13 protein-coding genes and 1 pseudogene are annotated in these 17,494 nt (G+C 40.6%); 5 read left to right on the forward strand and 9 right to left on the reverse strand.

Translation table 11 applies throughout. The features are described 5' to 3' along the window. The first annotated feature begins 6 nt into the window (after nt 1-6). Nucleotides 7-195: a hypothetical protein gene (locus V2H41_RS12795; protein ID WP_330975553.1), complete on the forward strand. Its 189-nt coding sequence runs from the start codon at nt 7-9 to the stop codon at nt 193-195. Further along, nucleotides 114-323: a c-type cytochrome gene (locus tag V2H41_RS13990; RefSeq protein WP_419784742.1), complete on the forward strand. Its 210-nt coding sequence runs from the start codon at nt 114-116 to the stop codon at nt 321-323. The genes V2H41_RS12795 and V2H41_RS13990 overlap by 82 nt, the downstream gene beginning before the upstream one ends. A gap of 875 nt (nt 324-1,198) precedes the next feature. Here V2H41_RS13990 and cas13b read toward each other — a convergent pair. The 8 genes from cas13b to V2H41_RS12835 all read right to left on the reverse strand — a co-directional run bounded on the left by cas13b (nt 1,199) and on the right by V2H41_RS12835 (nt 15,564). Beyond that, a complete protein-coding gene (gene cas13b / locus V2H41_RS12800; RefSeq protein ID WP_330975554.1) occupies nt 1,199-4,669 on the reverse strand; it encodes a type VI-B CRISPR-associated RNA-guided ribonuclease Cas13b in 3,471 nt (1,156 codons plus the stop codon). A gap of 196 nt (nt 4,670-4,865) precedes the next feature. Beyond that, a complete protein-coding gene (locus V2H41_RS12805) occupies nt 4,866-7,865 on the reverse strand; it encodes a type I restriction endonuclease subunit R (RefSeq protein WP_330975555.1) in 3,000 nt (999 codons plus the stop codon). A gap of 415 nt (nt 7,866-8,280) precedes the next feature. Continuing rightward, entirely contained in the window at nt 8,281-9,654 is a 1,374-nt protein-coding gene (locus V2H41_RS12810; protein ID WP_330975556.1) for a restriction endonuclease subunit S, read from the reverse strand. A 15-nt stretch (nt 9,655-9,669) separates the two neighbouring features. Continuing rightward, on the reverse strand, nt 9,670-12,012 hold the full coding sequence (locus V2H41_RS12815; protein ID WP_330975557.1) for a type I restriction-modification system subunit M: 2,343 nt from the start codon (nt 12,010-12,012) through the stop codon (nt 9,670-9,672). Nucleotides 12,013-12,310: 298 nt separating this feature from the next. Continuing rightward, nucleotides 12,311-12,841 carry a class IV adenylate cyclase gene (cyaB, locus tag V2H41_RS12820; RefSeq protein WP_330975558.1) on the reverse strand — a complete coding sequence of 177 codons (531 nt, stop codon included), beginning with the start codon at nt 12,839-12,841 and terminating at the stop codon, nt 12,311-12,313. A 632-nt stretch (nt 12,842-13,473) separates the two neighbouring features. Further along, nucleotides 13,474-14,190 carry an acetolactate decarboxylase gene (locus V2H41_RS12825; RefSeq protein ID WP_330975559.1) on the reverse strand — a complete coding sequence of 239 codons (717 nt, stop codon included), beginning with the start codon at nt 14,188-14,190 and terminating at the stop codon, nt 13,474-13,476. 221 nt (nt 14,191-14,411) lie between these two features. Beyond that, a complete protein-coding gene (locus V2H41_RS12830) occupies nt 14,412-14,861 on the reverse strand; it encodes a GyrI-like domain-containing protein (protein ID WP_330975560.1) in 450 nt (149 codons plus the stop codon). A gap of 241 nt (nt 14,862-15,102) precedes the next feature. Continuing rightward, nucleotides 15,103-15,564, reverse strand: coding sequence for an SRPBCC family protein (locus V2H41_RS12835; protein WP_330975561.1), 462 nt, complete (start codon nt 15,562-15,564; stop codon nt 15,103-15,105). Nucleotides 15,565-15,812: 248 nt separating this feature from the next. Here V2H41_RS12835 and V2H41_RS12840 point away from each other — a divergent pair, with 248 nt between their 5' ends. After that, a complete protein-coding gene (locus tag V2H41_RS12840) occupies nt 15,813-16,013 on the forward strand; it encodes a hypothetical protein (RefSeq protein WP_330975562.1) in 201 nt (66 codons plus the stop codon). A gap of 71 nt (nt 16,014-16,084) precedes the next feature. Here V2H41_RS12840 and V2H41_RS12845 read toward each other — a convergent pair whose 3' ends face one another. Beyond that, nucleotides 16,085-16,402 (reverse strand): winged helix-turn-helix transcriptional regulator, encoded by a 318-nt coding sequence (locus V2H41_RS12845; RefSeq protein WP_330975563.1) that lies wholly within the window; start codon nt 16,400-16,402, stop codon nt 16,085-16,087. A gap of 206 nt (nt 16,403-16,608) precedes the next feature. Here V2H41_RS12845 and V2H41_RS12850 point away from each other — a divergent pair, with 206 nt between their 5' ends. Then, nucleotides 16,609-16,932, forward strand: coding sequence for a DMT family transporter (locus tag V2H41_RS12850; RefSeq protein ID WP_330975564.1), 324 nt, complete (start codon nt 16,609-16,611; stop codon nt 16,930-16,932). Nucleotides 16,933-16,992: 60 nt separating this feature from the next. Then, nucleotides 16,993-17,494: pseudogene (locus V2H41_RS12855) on the forward strand (transposase); the annotation flags it as partial.

A 17,494-nucleotide genomic window follows, 5' to 3' on the forward strand; every position in this document is an offset into this window, starting at 1 on the left:
ATGCCTATGCGATATTACTTAGCCTTCATAATGGCAATATGGCTGGCCTGCAATATTGCTTCTGACGAGACGCCCCCGTTGCAGCGTCTGCAACGAGCGGCTCCGAACTGTACATCCGTTACTGCAGTGCCTGCCACGGAAATGATGGCACTGCCCGAATCAATGGTGCAACTAACCTTCGACAGTCAAGCTTAGACAGTGCAAGACTATTGAAGATCGTTCGGGAAGGACGTAACAAAATGCCCTCCTTTAAAACCCAACTCTCCATCGAAGAGACAAGCGAAATAGTAAGCTATATACTGACGCTAAGCAAGGAAGAGTAAGTATCTACCGGTATACGATCCTGACTTCACAGCACCTGGCAAACGGTGAATGTAATTAGCAAACCTGATTGAGCAATGCATGGATGATCGCAAAATAAAACACAACATTAGGAACAGGTGATCCCAGGGAGGTTACAATAATTAGGCCCCCCATGGCTTACGCCATAAACTTTCAGGAAGATATGCCCTAACGATGAAATAAGCGGATTCAAGAGAGAGGACGGGGTTGTTTTGACGAGAATGTAGCAAAGAAGTAAAAAAATAGCTTCGCCGGTGATGACATAAATAATAAAAAGTGGGGGAAGGACCTGGCAAAATAGTATGATTACTTACTGCTCCTACAGTTTGCGAAGCACGTTTAGTTTTCTTTCGATTGGGAAAGAAAGTTTCGTAGCCATACCGAATTGATTCTTTATAACACTCCCCCGTATCATTACGATTGCTTCAGAATACTTTTATCCCAACAATGCTTGCAGGAATAAAAGCCTGACATGCTTCTCCAAGGACTTTGTGAGAGGATAATTCTATTATTCGTTGAGTTTACCCTTCAAAATAAGGGCAGTTACAACTTTACCGTTCCAACACATATAGGCAAGTTGTTGTGTTTACCCTTCAAAATAAGGGCAGTTACAACTTTACCGTTCCAACACATATAGGCAAGTTGTTGTGTTTACCCTTCAAAATAAGGGCAGTTACAACTGCTCCGGGTTATCGGGTGCTTAGATGCGCGTTGTGTTTACCCTTCAAAATAAGGGCAGTTACAACAGGAAATTGTACGCCCTTGATTTCGTAAAGGGTAAAGCTAATTTTTCATCAGTAAAATCAGCAAATATCGTATGGTCCGAGATGACAAAGAACTGGTTTTTTATTCTAAACTAATTTAAAATTCTTCTCGAGGTAATCGATATATAGTTCAAAAGAGTCTCTGCCACATAAGATTTAGTGTCTGTTTTGGACACGATTATGTCAAAAATTTCTTTTGTAGGCAACTGGTTGTGAGCAAACTTATTACGTAAATATATCAATAAAAACGCATCCTGTACTTTTTCATCTTTTTGAACTAGCAACTCTAGTGTATTATTATCCTCATAGCTATTTTCTCCAAGATTTTCAATCCACTCAATAACAACATCTTGTATTCCATGTTTTTTCAATACACCTTGAGCTATATATTTCTTGAAGTTGGGGTTTCCACTCTTTTCAAATTCATCTGGATGATTTATACCATCAAATTTATGTTTTTCTAAAATCTTCTTTTCTAATTCTTGAATCATTTTAAACACCTCTTCTCTTCTTATTTTTTCATACATTTCCAATTCCTTTTCTATCTCATCCTTTCTCCAATTATTTTTTTTAGGCGTATAGCTAAAAATCCGTTCTACTTTTTCATCGTTGAGAAAGCGTATGAATTTGCCAATATCTTTTAGCTTTATAGCCGGCTCATCAATATAGTCAGTTTTATAGGAAATGGTCATATTCCAAATAAAACTGTCATTGATGATGTTTTCTGATTTATCACCTTTTAGTCTATTGGTTTGTTGTTTTGCACGTTGTTCTTTCTCTATTCTTTCTTCTTGTGTTAAGTAATAATCGGCTAAATTCAATGCTACGTCTTGATGGTAGAGCTCTTTTATGATGCGTTTGATGATTAAATTTAAGAACAAATCCTGACCAATAATTTTCCGTATTTTTTTGTCCCACTTTCTATTAAATAACTCAAATTGCTGCTTTTCACTAAGCTGGTATTTGTTATTAGTAAACTCATCAGACGCTTTAAATTTTTCAAAAAGTTCCTTGTAGTCTCTTTTCCAACTATAGAATTTCTGCAATACATGTTCTTCATCATGAATATACTGATACCAATCCGCAAACAAATCTTTATTCCCTTCGAATTCCTTTCCTTCAATATACGTTGGCTTTGGATCAAAAATGCCTCGGGTAAATACCAAAGGTTTTAAAAGCAACTGCCTTTTTTGTTCTTCAATTGGAGAAACTATATACAATCGCTTATAAAAAACCGACCATATATGCTGCTGCTCGATAAACTTTTTTAAGAGTTTTTCTTGGTTTTTGAAAGCAGTGATTTGTTGTTGTATGTTTTCAAAATATTCCTTCCTATTTTCTAAATACTTTAGATAAAATTTATGGAAGCTTTTTTCGTTAAAAGAAGTTTTGAGCCATCGGTTAAATAAATAAGTATCATCATCCAGGTTCCAAAACTCTCGTAAAAAAGAATAGGCCTCATTAGGACGGCTTTCATAAAACGCCAACAATAGTTGTAAATGACTGTGCTGGTAACCCTTCCAATTTTCTTTTATCTTATTAGGCATGAATCGCTTGATGTCATCCGCCAACCACGTAGCTTCTTGACCCAACTCTTTTTTCGTAAAAACATATTTTCTATTTGTCTTCGCATTTTCCCAGTCACGTAGCTTGGTAGCAATTAGGTTAGCCTTTTCTTTTGATACAGTTATTTCTCTGTCTATTGCTCTAATCAATTTATCTATATCTATTCTTTCATTAGCTGTAGCTTTTCTGAGCTTTTTGGAAATCTGAGATGTGGGTAGAGGATTATCAGGTGAAAAATTATTTATCGTTTTATAACGTGCTACTAATTTTTCCACCAAAATATTTTCAATTTCCTCTCCTGACTTACCATTAATCAGTAATTCATAAAGCAAAGCCGGCAATTCATTTAAGGATAGCAATGCTACTGGCTTTCCATAAGAAATGCCACTAATTTGAATTTCGCTCAATATTGCCGTCTTATCAGGTTTGTTACCCGTTCTCTTTTTTTGATGCTTCTTTTCTTCATTATTTAATCTTATTAGATGAGAATTCAATTCTTTTGCTCCTTCAACTTTAGATTTAGCCAAATTGAGGTAAATAGGTATATTATTCCCCACAAAATTATAAGACGGCTCAGGGAACATTTCCAAATTTGTTTCACCACCAGCTACTTCTAATTTTTGAAAGAAATCTGTTTTGTTATTGGTTACTTCTGATAGTTTTCCGAATAGGTTTATTTTCTCTTTAATGATTCTTTGGGTTATTAGATGAGTACCTTGTGATATTGGTTTTTCTTTTTGGTCATGTACATAGTTGCCTAAATGAATCTGAAAGCGAAGTGTTGGAAAATCAATAAACTCATCCAAGAAACGCAGAACAAAATAGTTAAATTTATTTTCATAACGCTTTCGAATTACCGGATGGACTACTCTGCTTTCTTCGAAGCTTTTGATATCATTTCCTGTTTTAAAATATTCATTAATGTCTTCTAAAAATTCATTTTTTTTCTCTTGAGAAAAGGTTTGATAAACTTCATCCGGCACCTTACTCAATTCATCAGCAATTTGTAATAGTAATGTTTCTTTTTGAAAAGCAGTATTTAATCGTTCTTTGATGGGTTTTGCTGCCAAATGGTTGAACACCCAATGGGTAGCCATATATTTCAGGCTGTTGTTCTTAAAATCAATTGGCTTCTCAGGGTCACGCACTACTTTTGCTTTAAAACCTTGGATATTGCTCCTTAACCGTTCACTTTCTTTTCTATGTAAAAACATGCCCAACAAAAACAACAAACCACTTTCCGAAATATTGATTGTAGATTGCTGGTTAGAAGATGTTGATTTAGATTGATAAAATTTTTCCCCCTTTTCCCCAAACAGTAAGTGAGAAAATGCATCATTGAGTACTGCATTTTCTATAGAGACAGGATCAATATTTACTCTTTTACCTTCCTTTCGACGTGTTTCTAACTCGGATTTTTTCAATTTGATGAGAGCCGTGAGCTCGTTATTTAATTCTTTTTTGAATAAATGACGTATGGGCTCCCCTTTCATCTTGTATCTCTTCACCTCTTTAACAACGGTAAGAAATAGCTCATCTAATAATTCAAATGTAGCTTCATCTACAATGATAGGTTTATGGTAATGGTGTGTATAATAATTTCTTAATTCATTAATTGTCCTTATTAAAGACTTGAACTTAGCTCTAAAACATTCTCTACGCTTATTTTCTTTTTCTTCACCGATACATTTCTCCAAGTCGTTGTTTTTGCTAACCAACAATTCTAAATATTGGACAACCGGAAAATATTGTTTTAAGAAATCAATTCTATCCCGATAGTCAGATAAAGCCAGTTCATTTTTAAAGTAATTATCAACAAATGAAAGTGGATTTACTTCAATTTTCTTGTCTTTATCTTCAATTAACTTGAACTTTTTAAGAAATACCTTGAAGACAATTTCTATATTATTCCAAGCCAAATTGAAGAAGCCGGCAAAATAATGTTTATCAGCTATCTCATCGTACTTATAGGTGGTTTGTTTGGTGTGGTTTTCCATATAAATACATTTTAAGAATTTTACAAAACTTGCCTTCAACTCTACCTCCTAATCATTTCCATCTCCCTCTATGATTCTTTTCTTTTTACAATACATAACTATCCCCCTTGTTCCTTCGAACATTGCATACTTTTCTAATTATCCCCTCTACTTCATCAAATAACTTTTACGCCCCACTTATGCAATTCTCTTTCCTCTACCACCCCCCAATCGCTCGCTGTGTACTGGCTTTGAAATCTTGCTTAAAATGTTCATCAGTCCATTTCCTGGCAAAGTCTAAATGCAGCCGGCGCAACTCGTACACCACCTGCTCTACGATCTTTTCATACGCCAACTCCCGCGTATGGGCATCGGGATTGTTTTTGTACTTAGACTCAAAATCAGGATGCTGCTGAATCTTGTCTAAAAAGGTATAAAAAAACTGCCGCTTGTCTTCGGGGGTGGCTTCCCAATCGGCAAACCATCGCTCATTGAACTGCTTGATGATCTCATCCAGGGCGGCTTTTTCATCCACTACGTGTGCACTGCGGGGATTGGCATTGGCAGGATCTAAGGTTGCCTCCGAAGCATCTAACCCAATACGCTCGTTCAACCTGGTACGTTCTATACCGTAGGTAGATAAATCTACCGAGTCCAAAAGTTCATCCAGTATTTCATCTTCCCTGCGACGTACCACCATCTTCGGTATCAAAAACTTCAAAAACCAAAACAATTGCTCCCAACGAAGATTGTCAAACTCCAGTATAGACGACACCTGCCCATATACCTTGACAAAATGCTTGGCTTTTACCTTTATATCGGCTTTGGTGTCTTCATCCAATTCCAGCCCTTCATTGAAACGCTGTGCGGCCGTATCGATGATCGGACTCAGCTCATCGGCTGAGGCATTGGTGAAAAATTTTTGATTGAAGTCTTCCACCTCCGACCATTCGTAAATACCCGACTCGTCCAGCTCGTCTTTGAGGTCGTGCAACACGTTTACATCCGTTGCAGCGCTCAGACTGGTGGAGGTATAAAACGGATCGAATGCGGCTTTGATATCGTTGGTATCGTTGGCAAAGTCGAGGATAAACAGGTTTTCGGTTTTCTTACCCAGCTTGGGAGCGGAGCGGTTGAGGCGCGACAAGGCCTGCACGCACAATACCCCCTGCAGTTTTTTGTCGATATACATTGCCGTAAGCTTGGGCTGGTCAAAACCGGTGAGGTACTTGTTGGCCACGACCAGTATGCGGTATTCGTCGCGGTCAAAAACTTCCTTGGTATCGCTATCAGGAAAACCATTGATAGAGGATTCCGTATACTCAATGCCGTCCACGGTTTTGGTACCGGAAAAGGCTACCAGTATTTTAAACGGATTGCCACGCTCTTGTAACAACTGCTTTAAGGCCTGGTAATATCGAATGGCTGACACGATGTTTTGTGTAACCACCATGGCTTTGGCTTTGCCCTTGAGCAGCTTTTTGTTGTACACCTGCCCAATGAAGTGATCGAGCATTATTTGGGCTTTGGCCTGAATGGTTCGGGGGTCCCGCTCCACAAAGGCTTTCAATATCCGCTGTGCCCTGCGGGTATTGAACTCCGGATTGTCTTCTATGGATTTATACAGCTGGTAATAACTCTTGTACGTCGTGTAATTGGCCAGCACATCCAAAATAAATCCTTCCTCAATGGCTTGTTTCATGGAGTACAAATGGAAGGGTTTAAAACTCCCATCGGGCTGGCGCTCGCCAAATCGCTCGAGGGTACTGCCTTTGGGTGTGGCCGTAAAAGCAAAATAAGAAGCATTCTTGCGCATTTTTCTGGCATGCATAGCGCGCAAGATGAGCTCCTGCGCATCTATTTCACCTTCTTCGTTCACCTCCAATGCACCCAATACCTGATTCATCTTTCCGGCGGCTATGCCTCCCTGACTGCTGTGCGCCTCGTCGATGATGACGGCAAAGCGCCGCTGTGCCATATCGTCTATTTCATCCAGGATGAAGGGGAATTTCTGAATGGTGGTTACGATAATGCGCTTGCCCGATTCCAGGGCCTGTCTCAAATCGCCGGAGGAATAGGCAGGGGCTATAATGTTTTTGACTTCGGAAAATTGTTTGATGTTTTCGCGCAATTGTCTGTCCAATACTTTGCGGTCGGTAACCACCACCACCGAGTCGAACATCGGCCTGCCGTCTTGCTCCAACTCAATCAGGCGGAAGGCCGTCCAGGTGATGGAGTGCGACTTACCCGAACCGGCCGAGTGCTGTATCAGGTAGGTTTTGCCCACGCCGTTTTGTTGCACGTCGGCCACGAGGCGGCGCACCACATCGAGTTGATGATAGCGTGGGAAGATGTAATATTTCTTCGACAATGGCTCTTTGTCATCGCCTTCGAGCAGCATATAATGTTGAATGATCTGCGCCCACACCTCACGCGAAAAAATCTCTTCCCACAGATAGGCGGTTTTATGTCCGTTCGGGTTTACCGGATTGCCTTTGCCGAAGTTGTTGCCTTTGTTGAAGGGCAGAAACACGGTATCGGAGCCCTGGAGTTTGGTGGTCATATACACTTCGTCGGTATCCACCACAAAGTGTACGAGGCAGCGGCCAAACTGCAACAGGGTTTGCCGCTCATCGCGGTTTTTGTATTGATGAATGCCCTGCACGGCAGCGGTCTGGCCGGTCCAGGGATTTTTGAGTTCGATGGTGCACAGGGGAATGCCGTTCACGAACAAGACCATATCGATTTCCTCACCCGGATTGACGGTAGAGTAACGCACCTGACGGGTTACGGAAAACTGATTTTTCAAAAAGTTCTCGTGCACCGACTGGGCCGAAGCCGCTCCCGGAGCCTCGTAAAACAAGGTGAAATGCGCATTATCCACCTCCAAACCTTTTTTGAGCAGCTTCAGGATGCCGTCTTTTTTAGCTTTGCGGTCGAAGCGTTCCAGGATTCTCAATTGCCAGTCGCTATAGTTTTGGAGTTTGGCCAATTCTTTCGGTTGCGTTTTTTCCAGAAAATCCCAAAAGCGGCGTGTATCCAAAGCATAGCGCGCATCAAAATCCGAAGGACTGCTCGGATAATACCCCTTACCCGAAAGGTAATGCTCCCGTTCTTCTTCCACTATATTCGCACCCTGACGCATCTCAGAGGTATACCCCGTCAGATGTTTTTCTATCAGTGCTTCTAAGGCTTGTTCGTTATAGGTTGTGGTCATAACAGCAATAGTATATGTGGTTCACACTTTTCTTTTTTTTGTTTATTGGTTTAACCAACTTCCCCAATGCTCGTTCCTCCTCATTCTGCATAAGCAAGCATGCTTCGTTAATGTTTATATTTATTTGGGCGTGCCCCGCCTTCTTGCCGTTCATCCACTGCATATCATTGCTCATCCTATTGCCATAGCTCAATGTTGGTACTACCATTCAGCACGGCGGGTCGGGCTATTCACTCCAAGTCCTCGCAGTGCTTCACCGGCTATCGCTGCGTTTCGCACCGCTGCGGGCTTTCCGTTGCTATCCCTCACGCGGCATCGGCTTTGGACGCCCTGTGCATCTGTATCTTCATCCTCGGCTTATGGTTCCTTGTCCATACTAATATTTTGTTTCGTCCATTCAAAATCTGATGTTGCCTTAAGCTACCTTTATCTTCCCCGTTACCGCGGCATTAATCAGACTTTGTTTGTATTCCTTCAGTTTTTCTATTTGGTTTCGATAATGATTAATCGTTTGGTCTATTTTATTGGTTGCTTCGTCTAAGTAAGCCACGATGGCTTCTTGTTCTGATAATGGAGGGATAGGAACAGATATTTCTTTCAATTTTGATGCGTAAGTATGTACAATTATTTCACCTTTAGAAGATTTAGCTTTTTCAAACTTCACTCCTTCTGTATTTAAACAATACGCCAAAAAGCAACTTGAATTTGAGACTTGTTTAAAAATAATAACATCACCACCAGCAACAGTTTTAGTATTAGACTTAAATACTACACACTTTCCAATATCTTCTTTAGTTTCACCTGAACCAGTAAATAATAAATCATCATATTCTAAAACAATTGCATTTGAAGCTGACTCATTAGAAATTAAACGCACCGATTCATTAATTATATAATTGTACTTAGTATAAATATCCCCATAGAGAATTGCAGCAACACCTTTTTCATCAACTAAATCAGCTTTCGAAAATCCTCCCCCCTTAGAAAATCTCCCAAAAGAGGCCAACCTCTTCACCTCCCAATGCTCCGGGATTTGTCCAATCCATTCAATGCCGCTGTCTTTAAGGGGCACATTGAGGTTGAGGCCTTTGGTCACCGCCTGGTGGATTTTCGCCTGGCGCAACTCCTGCAAGCGCTCTATCTGCTGCTCTTTGATGCGAATCAACCGGTCAATCTGCTCACATTTCTTATCCAAAAATTCAGCAATGGCGGATTGCTCGGAGAGTGGGGGGAGAGTGACTATAGCATCGTTGATATACTCTTGCTTAATATTAACTCGTGTAAAACCTCTACCACTTGCTCGGAAGTATTTACGATAAGTATTGCTGCTTAATAAATAGTTTATAAAAACTGGATGGGTTTCACCGCTTGTCAATCTAAATCCTTTGCAAAAGGAGTTTAAATGGACTTTCTTATCCAACAAATAAACTGCACATCGAGCTATATCTTCATCAGTTTCACTACTCATCAAAAACAATATATCATTCTTCTCTACAAGGTTTTGTCGTTCATATTTTGAGATTTTCACATACTGAAAAATTTCCTCTTTTATTTGAGAAAAATTACAAATAGTAGTGAATGGAATGAATTCTTTTGTATTAGGAAGATACTCTTTACTAAAATCTTCACCCTTTTTATTGGATAAGCCTGAAAATAAATAACCCAAATACTTTAATTTCCTCACCTCCCAATGTTCCGGCATTTCCCCAATCCATTCTACTCCACTATCTTTATAGGCGGGATAGCGGGCTAAGCTTTGGGCCGGGCTATGTATATCGAGCGTACTCATTGTTGTTTCCATTTTTTAGCATCCCAAAATTTCTTTTAATAATCCTTCGGCTTCCTGTTCCAAAGTCCACAAATCCCCGGCTATCTCTTCCACAGGGCGCAATGGCGTGTGCTGATAAAAATATTTGTTGAACGAGACCTCATACCCCATCTTCACCGAGTCCAAATCAATCCAGGCCTCGGGCACGTGCGGCTGTACTTCGCGCAGGAAATAATCCAAAATGTTTTCATTCAAACCAATCTGCTCGGCATCGCGCAGGTCGGTCTCGCTTTCGTATACGATGTACTCGCCTTTTTTCCCCGAAGGATAATAACCGAAATAGGGCAGCTCTTCTTCCTTGCAACCCAGGTGGTCCAGGAGTTTGCTCAATTTGTCGCCTTGCAGCTTTTCTTTTTTCTTCACCACTTTTTCGGCCTGAGCATCGTATACCGATACGGCTTGCATTAGGTTCTTTTTCTGCGCGGCACTTAATGAAAGGTTCAAAGTCTTCAGGGCTTCATCCAATTCTTCTGAAAAGCGATTAAAATCCATAAACACTCTATCGCCAAAATGCGCGGCCAGTTGCTGTGCTGCTTCGTACAATACTTTTTGTTGCTGCCAGGTGTCGGCATCGAGCAGTTTGGCTATTTGCTTTTTGTTGAGCTCCCAGCCTTCCCGCTCGGAGCGGTGGCTGATTTCATCGGCATAAGCGCTTAAGCCCGCGTACACTTTTTCGCCATAGGTTTCATACAAAGCCTGCATCGGTGTTTGCAATGACTTATCGTAACGCAAGGTTTCGATGGCTTCGGGTGTAAACTGCACTTTAAGACGGCGCGGGCGTTCGATGTTCACTTTGTAATAGCCAAAGTCTTCGTTGCGGAACTGTTTTACCTTCAGCAGACTATCTTCCGGAGCGCTGTCCCAATTTTCGAGATAAGCACGGGTAATGAGTTCGATGTGTTCGGGAGCAAACTCGCAGTTTTTGTTGCCTAAGTTTTTGCGCAGTTTACGATACAGGTTGCCTGCATCAATCAATTGCACTTTGCCTTTGCGGTGCTCGGGTTTGTTGTTGTCGAGCAACCAGATATAGGTGGTAATGCCCGTGTTGTAAAACATATTGTTGGGCAGCTGAATGATGGCCTCGAGCCAGTCGTTTTCGATGATATACCTACGGATATTCGACTCGCCCGAACCCGCATCACCGGTAAACAAAGACGAGCCGTTGTGCACCGAAGCGATACGAGAACCGGATAATCTTTTGTTAACCGGCTTCATCTTGCTCACCATCTCCATCAGGAAGAGCAATTGTCCGTCGGACGAACGTGGCGTAGCATCCACCGTCTCTACGTTGCCCCAATAATCCTTCAGCCGTACACGGAAACGAGGGTCGATTACTTCCTTACCGTCCTTAATATACTTCTGCTCGGTAGCCCAGGATTTTCCGTACGGCGGATTGGAGAGCATAAAGTGGAAGCTCAGCCCCGAAAACTCATCGGTTGACAGCGTAGACCCTACACGAATATGACCCGGGTTCTTACCCTTAATCATCATATCCGATTTACAGATGGCGTAGGTTTCATCGTTGATTTCCTTACCGTAGAGATACACATCGCCCTTATAGCCGTAACCTTCCTCTTCTTCCACCAGGAGGTTTTCGCTTTCGGTAAGCATTCCTCCTGTACCGCAGGCAGGATCATAGATGGTAATGGCCGGAGGCAATTGGTCTTTGATGGGTTCAAAAATCAATTTGGTCATCAATCGGATGACCTCACGAGGTGTAAAGTGTTCTCCCGCTTCTTCATTGTTTTCTTCGTTGAATTTTCGGATAAGCTCTTCGAACACATAGCCCATTCCCAGATTACTTAAGGCCGGCAGGGTTCTGCCTTCAGGGTCTTTCTTCTCCTTAGGAGTAAGGTTGATATAAGACGAAGTAAACTTTTCCAGCACGTCCAGCAACACATCCTTAGCCGCCATATGGCGGATTTGCTCCCGCAGCTTGAACTTGCCGATTATTTCTTTGACGTTATCCGAAAACCCGTCGAGGTATTCCTCAAAGTTGGCCACCAGTTTTTGTTGCGAGTTGGTAGCCGTGCCCTTTAGCTTTTCCATCGTCCAGGGGGAGGTGTTGTAAAAAACATAGCCCGAAGCTTTTTGCAGTCCGCGTGGGTCAAGTACCGCCTGACCCAGTGTTCCCTTTTGAAATTGGACCTCCTCCATGACGCGGTCTTTTGTTTCTTCCAGTAGGGAGTCGATCCGTCGTAGTACGACAAATGGCAGGATCACATCGCGATACTTACCGCGGACGTACACATCGCGGAGGCAGTCGTCGGCAATACTCCAGATAAAGTTGACGAGTTTATTGTGAGTTTGATGATTCATAAAGAACAAATTTGAAAGTTAACAGTTTTGAAATACCATTGAGGAATTCAAAGGCCCAGCATCCTTTTGATATAAAGCAACTATAGTCCAACATATGGTTAGTTTAAGATAGCGGTTGCGTTCGCATACATGACCAAGATATAGGATTCTATTGAAGCAAGCAAACTTGCCCAAACAGCATAACACTTAAGATGGAACTTATCAAAGTGCAATAAGTTTGCCCGTTCTTAAGCAGCTAAACAAAAATAATGATAGAATGTCTTATTCCGCACTTCCCCCACCCTTCCAAGCAGTTATTTTAAGGGCTATCCATCTGTTGTTCCAACAACAAATCGCTATAAGATTTTTCAATCAGGTCCTGCTGATTGAGTTTGAAGTACTCGTAGTATTTGTCGCACTGCTCCTTTAGTTCTTCGATGGTATAGCAGCCGCTGTCGTCGATAGCTTCCACCTCCAGAAAAGTACCGAGACCGGCTACCCGATCCAAATGAAACTTTACATTGTCGATAAAATAAATGCGGCGGCGCTTATCCACCACCACCTTGATACCTAATTGGCGGATGAGAATATCCTTTAGGGCTCCATCGGGCTTGTGTTTATACAAAATCACGTTCGACAACTTTGAACCCTGTAGATCCTGTCGGTCGTAGTGGATGAGGGCATTTTCGATATCACCTTCACGCAGCTTCAATCGTCCCTGCGGCGCGTTAAAATAAGTATCGATCTGATGGTCTTCACCTACAAATCGTGGGCTCAATTTCAGCAGTTGTTGTTCGTATTGCTCTATGCCCTCTATTCGGGCTTTGAATTCGTAATTTCTAATGTGCATGGTGTTGTCATTAAAAAGGAACAGGGTGGCTTACCACGTTGCAGACTGCATCCGAGATACTCCACCTTATAAGTTCCCAAAAATTTTTCTTTTCATCAAATTACAAGTGTTTTTCCAGATGCCGGAAAGATAGTTTTTTCATATAGTAATGGCAAGAAATAAAAAATCATATAACCAATTGCTATTCATAGGAACTACTATTCAAGGATAAAGCTTAAGGCTTATATTAATTGTGGATAAATTACCACCAACCCATACAATCGCCCCAGTCATAAGCGGCCTCAGCAGCTCACATAGGCCCCCGTGCCCGGCCTTCTATTTTTTATAATTTCACCACTCCTTTTTCCCTAGAACGACTCTTCCACTCTCTATTATTTCAAATGCGGCGCTGATACTGATAGCACCCGCTATGGCTCCGCCTAATGTTGTTTTGTGGTTGTGCATTTGCGGAATTTAGGTCAATACCTTGCCAAAACGCGGCGAAATAGTCTTCTTCTAAAAAGATAGGTAGCGATTCCTCGCTTTGCGTTCGAGAGAATTAGCTTCGCTGCTTTTCCATTCCAGAGTACAAAGCTCCAAGGTAGCACATCTGTCCGCCTGAAGTCAAACGGATGTTATGCCTTTATTGTCTTTCATTCTGCCGGTAAGTATAGTTTTATTGTTCCTTTTTTAAACAACACTTCGTCCAAATGCCCCATTTTTTGTTTGTCTGTTGTCATTAAGTGCATATGCAAATATGTGTCATGGTGCGTAAAAATTGTTTTATGCTCTAACGAGAAGAAACCTACAATGTCTACTTGTTCGTTGTGCAGTTCATATTTTCTTTGCCCTTTATGTGCTTCCTCCGGCGAACTTACTTTTGAACCTTTCGGCAAATTCACGACATGAATGATCGCATATTCCACTATTCCGGCTAGTTTAAACATAAAAGGTCGTGGCGAATTTTTAGTTACTTTGTCTAGATAGGTCTCAAGTTGTTGAATAGTCTGAATACTGTCGGGCAAAGGTTTCGCTGTCCATCTTGAAATGTTGGCATAAGCAAAAAATGGGGCTTTGATGTCGTAAGTTTCTTCTACTTCCATTGTTGTGTCGGAAGTCACCGTTGATTTATATGACTTACCGTCGATGATCAAGATTTCTCCTGCTAAATATTCAACAGGCCCAAGTCCATATAGATTTGTTTTGTTGGCAATGGTGTCAAGGTTGATACTACCGTAAAGCTGTCCTTTCCACATTACATTTCTCATCTCACCAACAATTTTTACTGTGTGGGTCGTTTGTTGTGCTTTGGAAGTGCAATTGGTTAAAGTCAAAATTGCCAGTCCGATAAGTGTTGTTTTTAAATTCATCTTTATCATTCGAAGTCGGTCATTTCGGTGTCGTCCTACAATGAGACATAACGAGTAAGATCTTGACGTCAGTGACGGTATTTTAGCACTAAGCTGGATTAGATTACTACTGTTCCGTTTAGCCAAAATGTTCAATAGAAATCCTTCACCCACCATTACGCCACCGCGAAGCAGCCACGTAGTGAACTCCTAGTTACCTGCAGCTGTTATCGGTTATTTTTTCAATCATTGATAGAAAGATAAATTTCAATTTCAGCATCATTCCAATTGTGGCTTCGTTCATCATAGATTTCGAAGTCGAATCCAAATTTACGGTTGATGTTAGCATTCCAAATTTTTGTCCAAGCCTCCGAAATACAAGCTGTCATTTGTCCTTTAGCGGTTACTTTATAATAGTTTTGTTGCGGAATTATCAATTCATCCAAATCCTTTGGTGCTACGGTATTTTCGGCCACTTTACATCCTATGAAATAGGAAAATAGTCCCTTTTCGTCACTTTCATAGTCATAGTAAACAGCATAAATGGAATCGGAAATTTTATTTGGTATAAGTTCCGCTATTTTATTTATCTCAAAATGTTGCCATAGCTCACCGCAATCTTTTGCTGATTGTTCATTTTCATTTTTTGTTTTTCTTTTTAGTTTAAGTCCAATCAATTTAAAACCTTCCATTTTTGATAAAACTTAATTTTTGGGATATGCTGCTAGAAACCTTCCCGGACTTTGCGTTGAGGGATTTCGGCTCCGACCGCCAAAGTAGCACAAAATTTTAATTTATTATTAAAATTTAGTAAAAGGGCAAAGCTCCCAGTTTGCACTTCTGAACGCCTGACGCAACCCAGAAGTAGCACCGGAGATAAACCCGTATTAGCTGCAGTGTTGGGGCGCTATTAGTGAGTGGTTTTTACAGTTTTTATTGCTGTTCTGAAATTTCTTTTAATTTATCCAATGCTTTTGGATAAGTGTTATTGAAGTAATCCAAATATTCATCAATAGTATCCATCTCTACGGTTACGGTTGTAATGCCGTTATGCTCCTGAAAGCTGTAGTTTTCGTGTCCGCCTGCCCATTTTTCTACCTGCTCTCCTGTGGTTACTTCGGTATCCCCTTCCAAAAATCCGTAATGACGAATGGAAATAAAATTGGCAGGTTTGTGTTCTACAATTTCTGAAACCATTCCACTTTTTTTACCGTTTTCATCTATTCCTACAAAAAGGATTTTACTTCCTTTGTTCCAACTACCCTCATAAGTAGAATTAGGGTTAAAAGTTGCTGTCCAATATTCGTAAGTGGCTTTACTCTTTAGGCCCAGCATTGTTTCGTATACTTTTTGGGCTGATGCGTTTATTTCTTTTTTAAATTGTAATTTTTGCATGTTTTTCATTTTTTTAGGTTACAAGTTAATAGTGTCTGTTTAATGTCTGCACGGTTATTAGGTAAAATTACAAATAAAGTTCCGTAGCGATGCGCCGGACGGGACTTTTTAGTAGTATTGCTCTTTTGAAAATGAACATTTGCCGTATCCGTCATCTACCCACCGAAGATGGATTCCTGCCTTGCGTATAGCCGATGTGCCTGTTGCACAACTCAAATCAAATATAATTATTTTTTGTAACTTGCTATATGCAAGGACGAAAAGATTTTACACCCAAACTATTTTATGAACTAAGCTTAGATCGCTTGGTTCCCAAGGAAGATTTTTACCGCAAAGTAAATCAATATTTAGATTTGCATTTTCTATACAAGGCAACAGAAAAATACTACGGAAGTGAAATGCAGCGCATCAAGAATGATCCGGATTTACAGCATTTGGTGCAAATTTAATAAACAGAGAAAATAGCTTGAAAGCAAGTAAATTTTCTCTGTTTCAGTATAGTGGAAGGTTTTATTAATTGCTATATAACTATATTTTCATTCCTGTTCATAGCTATCTCCGCCACTTTTTCCGCATTAGCATCTCCCCACTGTTGCATAGCATCAATAACCGGCAATAAAGTATTCCCAAACGCTGTCAGTTTATATTCTACTCTTAGCGGATAGCCATCAAATGATTCTTTTGAGACAACTTCGTAGTCCAATAATTCACATAATTGCTGGTTTATCACTCTAAGGCTAGCCTGCTTAATTGCCTTCTGGATCTGAGATGGTCTATTTATTCCATTTGCTATACAATCGATGATACACGGTTTCCATTTGCCTCCTATGACTTTCATAGTTACCGACACCCCGTAATCCAATGTCTGTGGTATTTTATTAAAGTACATTAGCTGTTCTTACATTACAATTAGAGTACAAATTTACGAATATCTTCTTTGTGATTCTTGTAATAGGATAGTGATAATATTATCCATATGATTCTTTTACTCCATATTTCACACCGTTTTTCGTTGGCTTAACTTTGCTGAAAATATTATTAAGTATGAAATATCTCTTCCTTTTAGGCGCAATTCTGGCTGAAATAATCGGTGCTATAGCAACGAGACAGTCAGATGGATTCAATAAATTTTGGCCATCCTGCATTGCTGTAATAGGTGTGGTCGGCGCATATTTTCTGTTGTCATTATCACTAAAAAGTGGCATGCCTATAGGTGTTGCTTACGGTATATGGGCGGCTTTAGGTATAACTATACTTGCGATTATTGGTGTATTCTTTTTTAAAGAGCCTTTGAGTTTTATCCAAATCATAGGGATAATTATGATAGTAGGGGGAGTTTTAGCCCTAGAGCTCGCTAAGGCAGAATAAAAGGAAGATTTTTACCGCAAAGTAAATCAATATTTAGATTTACATTTTCTATACAAGGCAACAGAAAAATACTACGGCAGAGAAGGACAACAGAGTATTGACCCGGTGGTTTTCTTCAAAATATTGCTGGTGGGTTATCTCAACAACATCAATAGCGACAGAGCTTTACTAAGATATTGTGCCGACAGCTTGAGTATTCGTTTGTTTCTGGGGTATGATTTAGATGAAGAGCTGCCTTGGCACAGCACCATCAGCCGTACACGACAGCTTTTTGGCGAAGAAGTCTTTTTGAGTTTGTTTCAAAAAGTACTTTCGTTGTGTGTTCAAAAAGGAATGGTCAGAGGAAAGCGTCAATGTGTCGATAGTGCCTACATCAAAGCCAATGCAAGTATGGACAGCCTGTTGGAGAAAGAAGTAGTTGAAGATGTCAAAGCATACGTGAATGAACTGGAAGAAAACTCAGAGTTCAAAGTAACTACAGAAAGAAAAAAGCTGGTAGAACAGCATCATAACTGGAAGAAAGAAGCCTACAAAAAGATGCCGGGCAATAACAAAAGCGAAC

The organism is Niabella digestorum, assembly GCF_036409055.1.
GTDB lineage: Bacteria > Bacteroidota > Bacteroidia > Chitinophagales > Chitinophagaceae > Niabella > Niabella composti.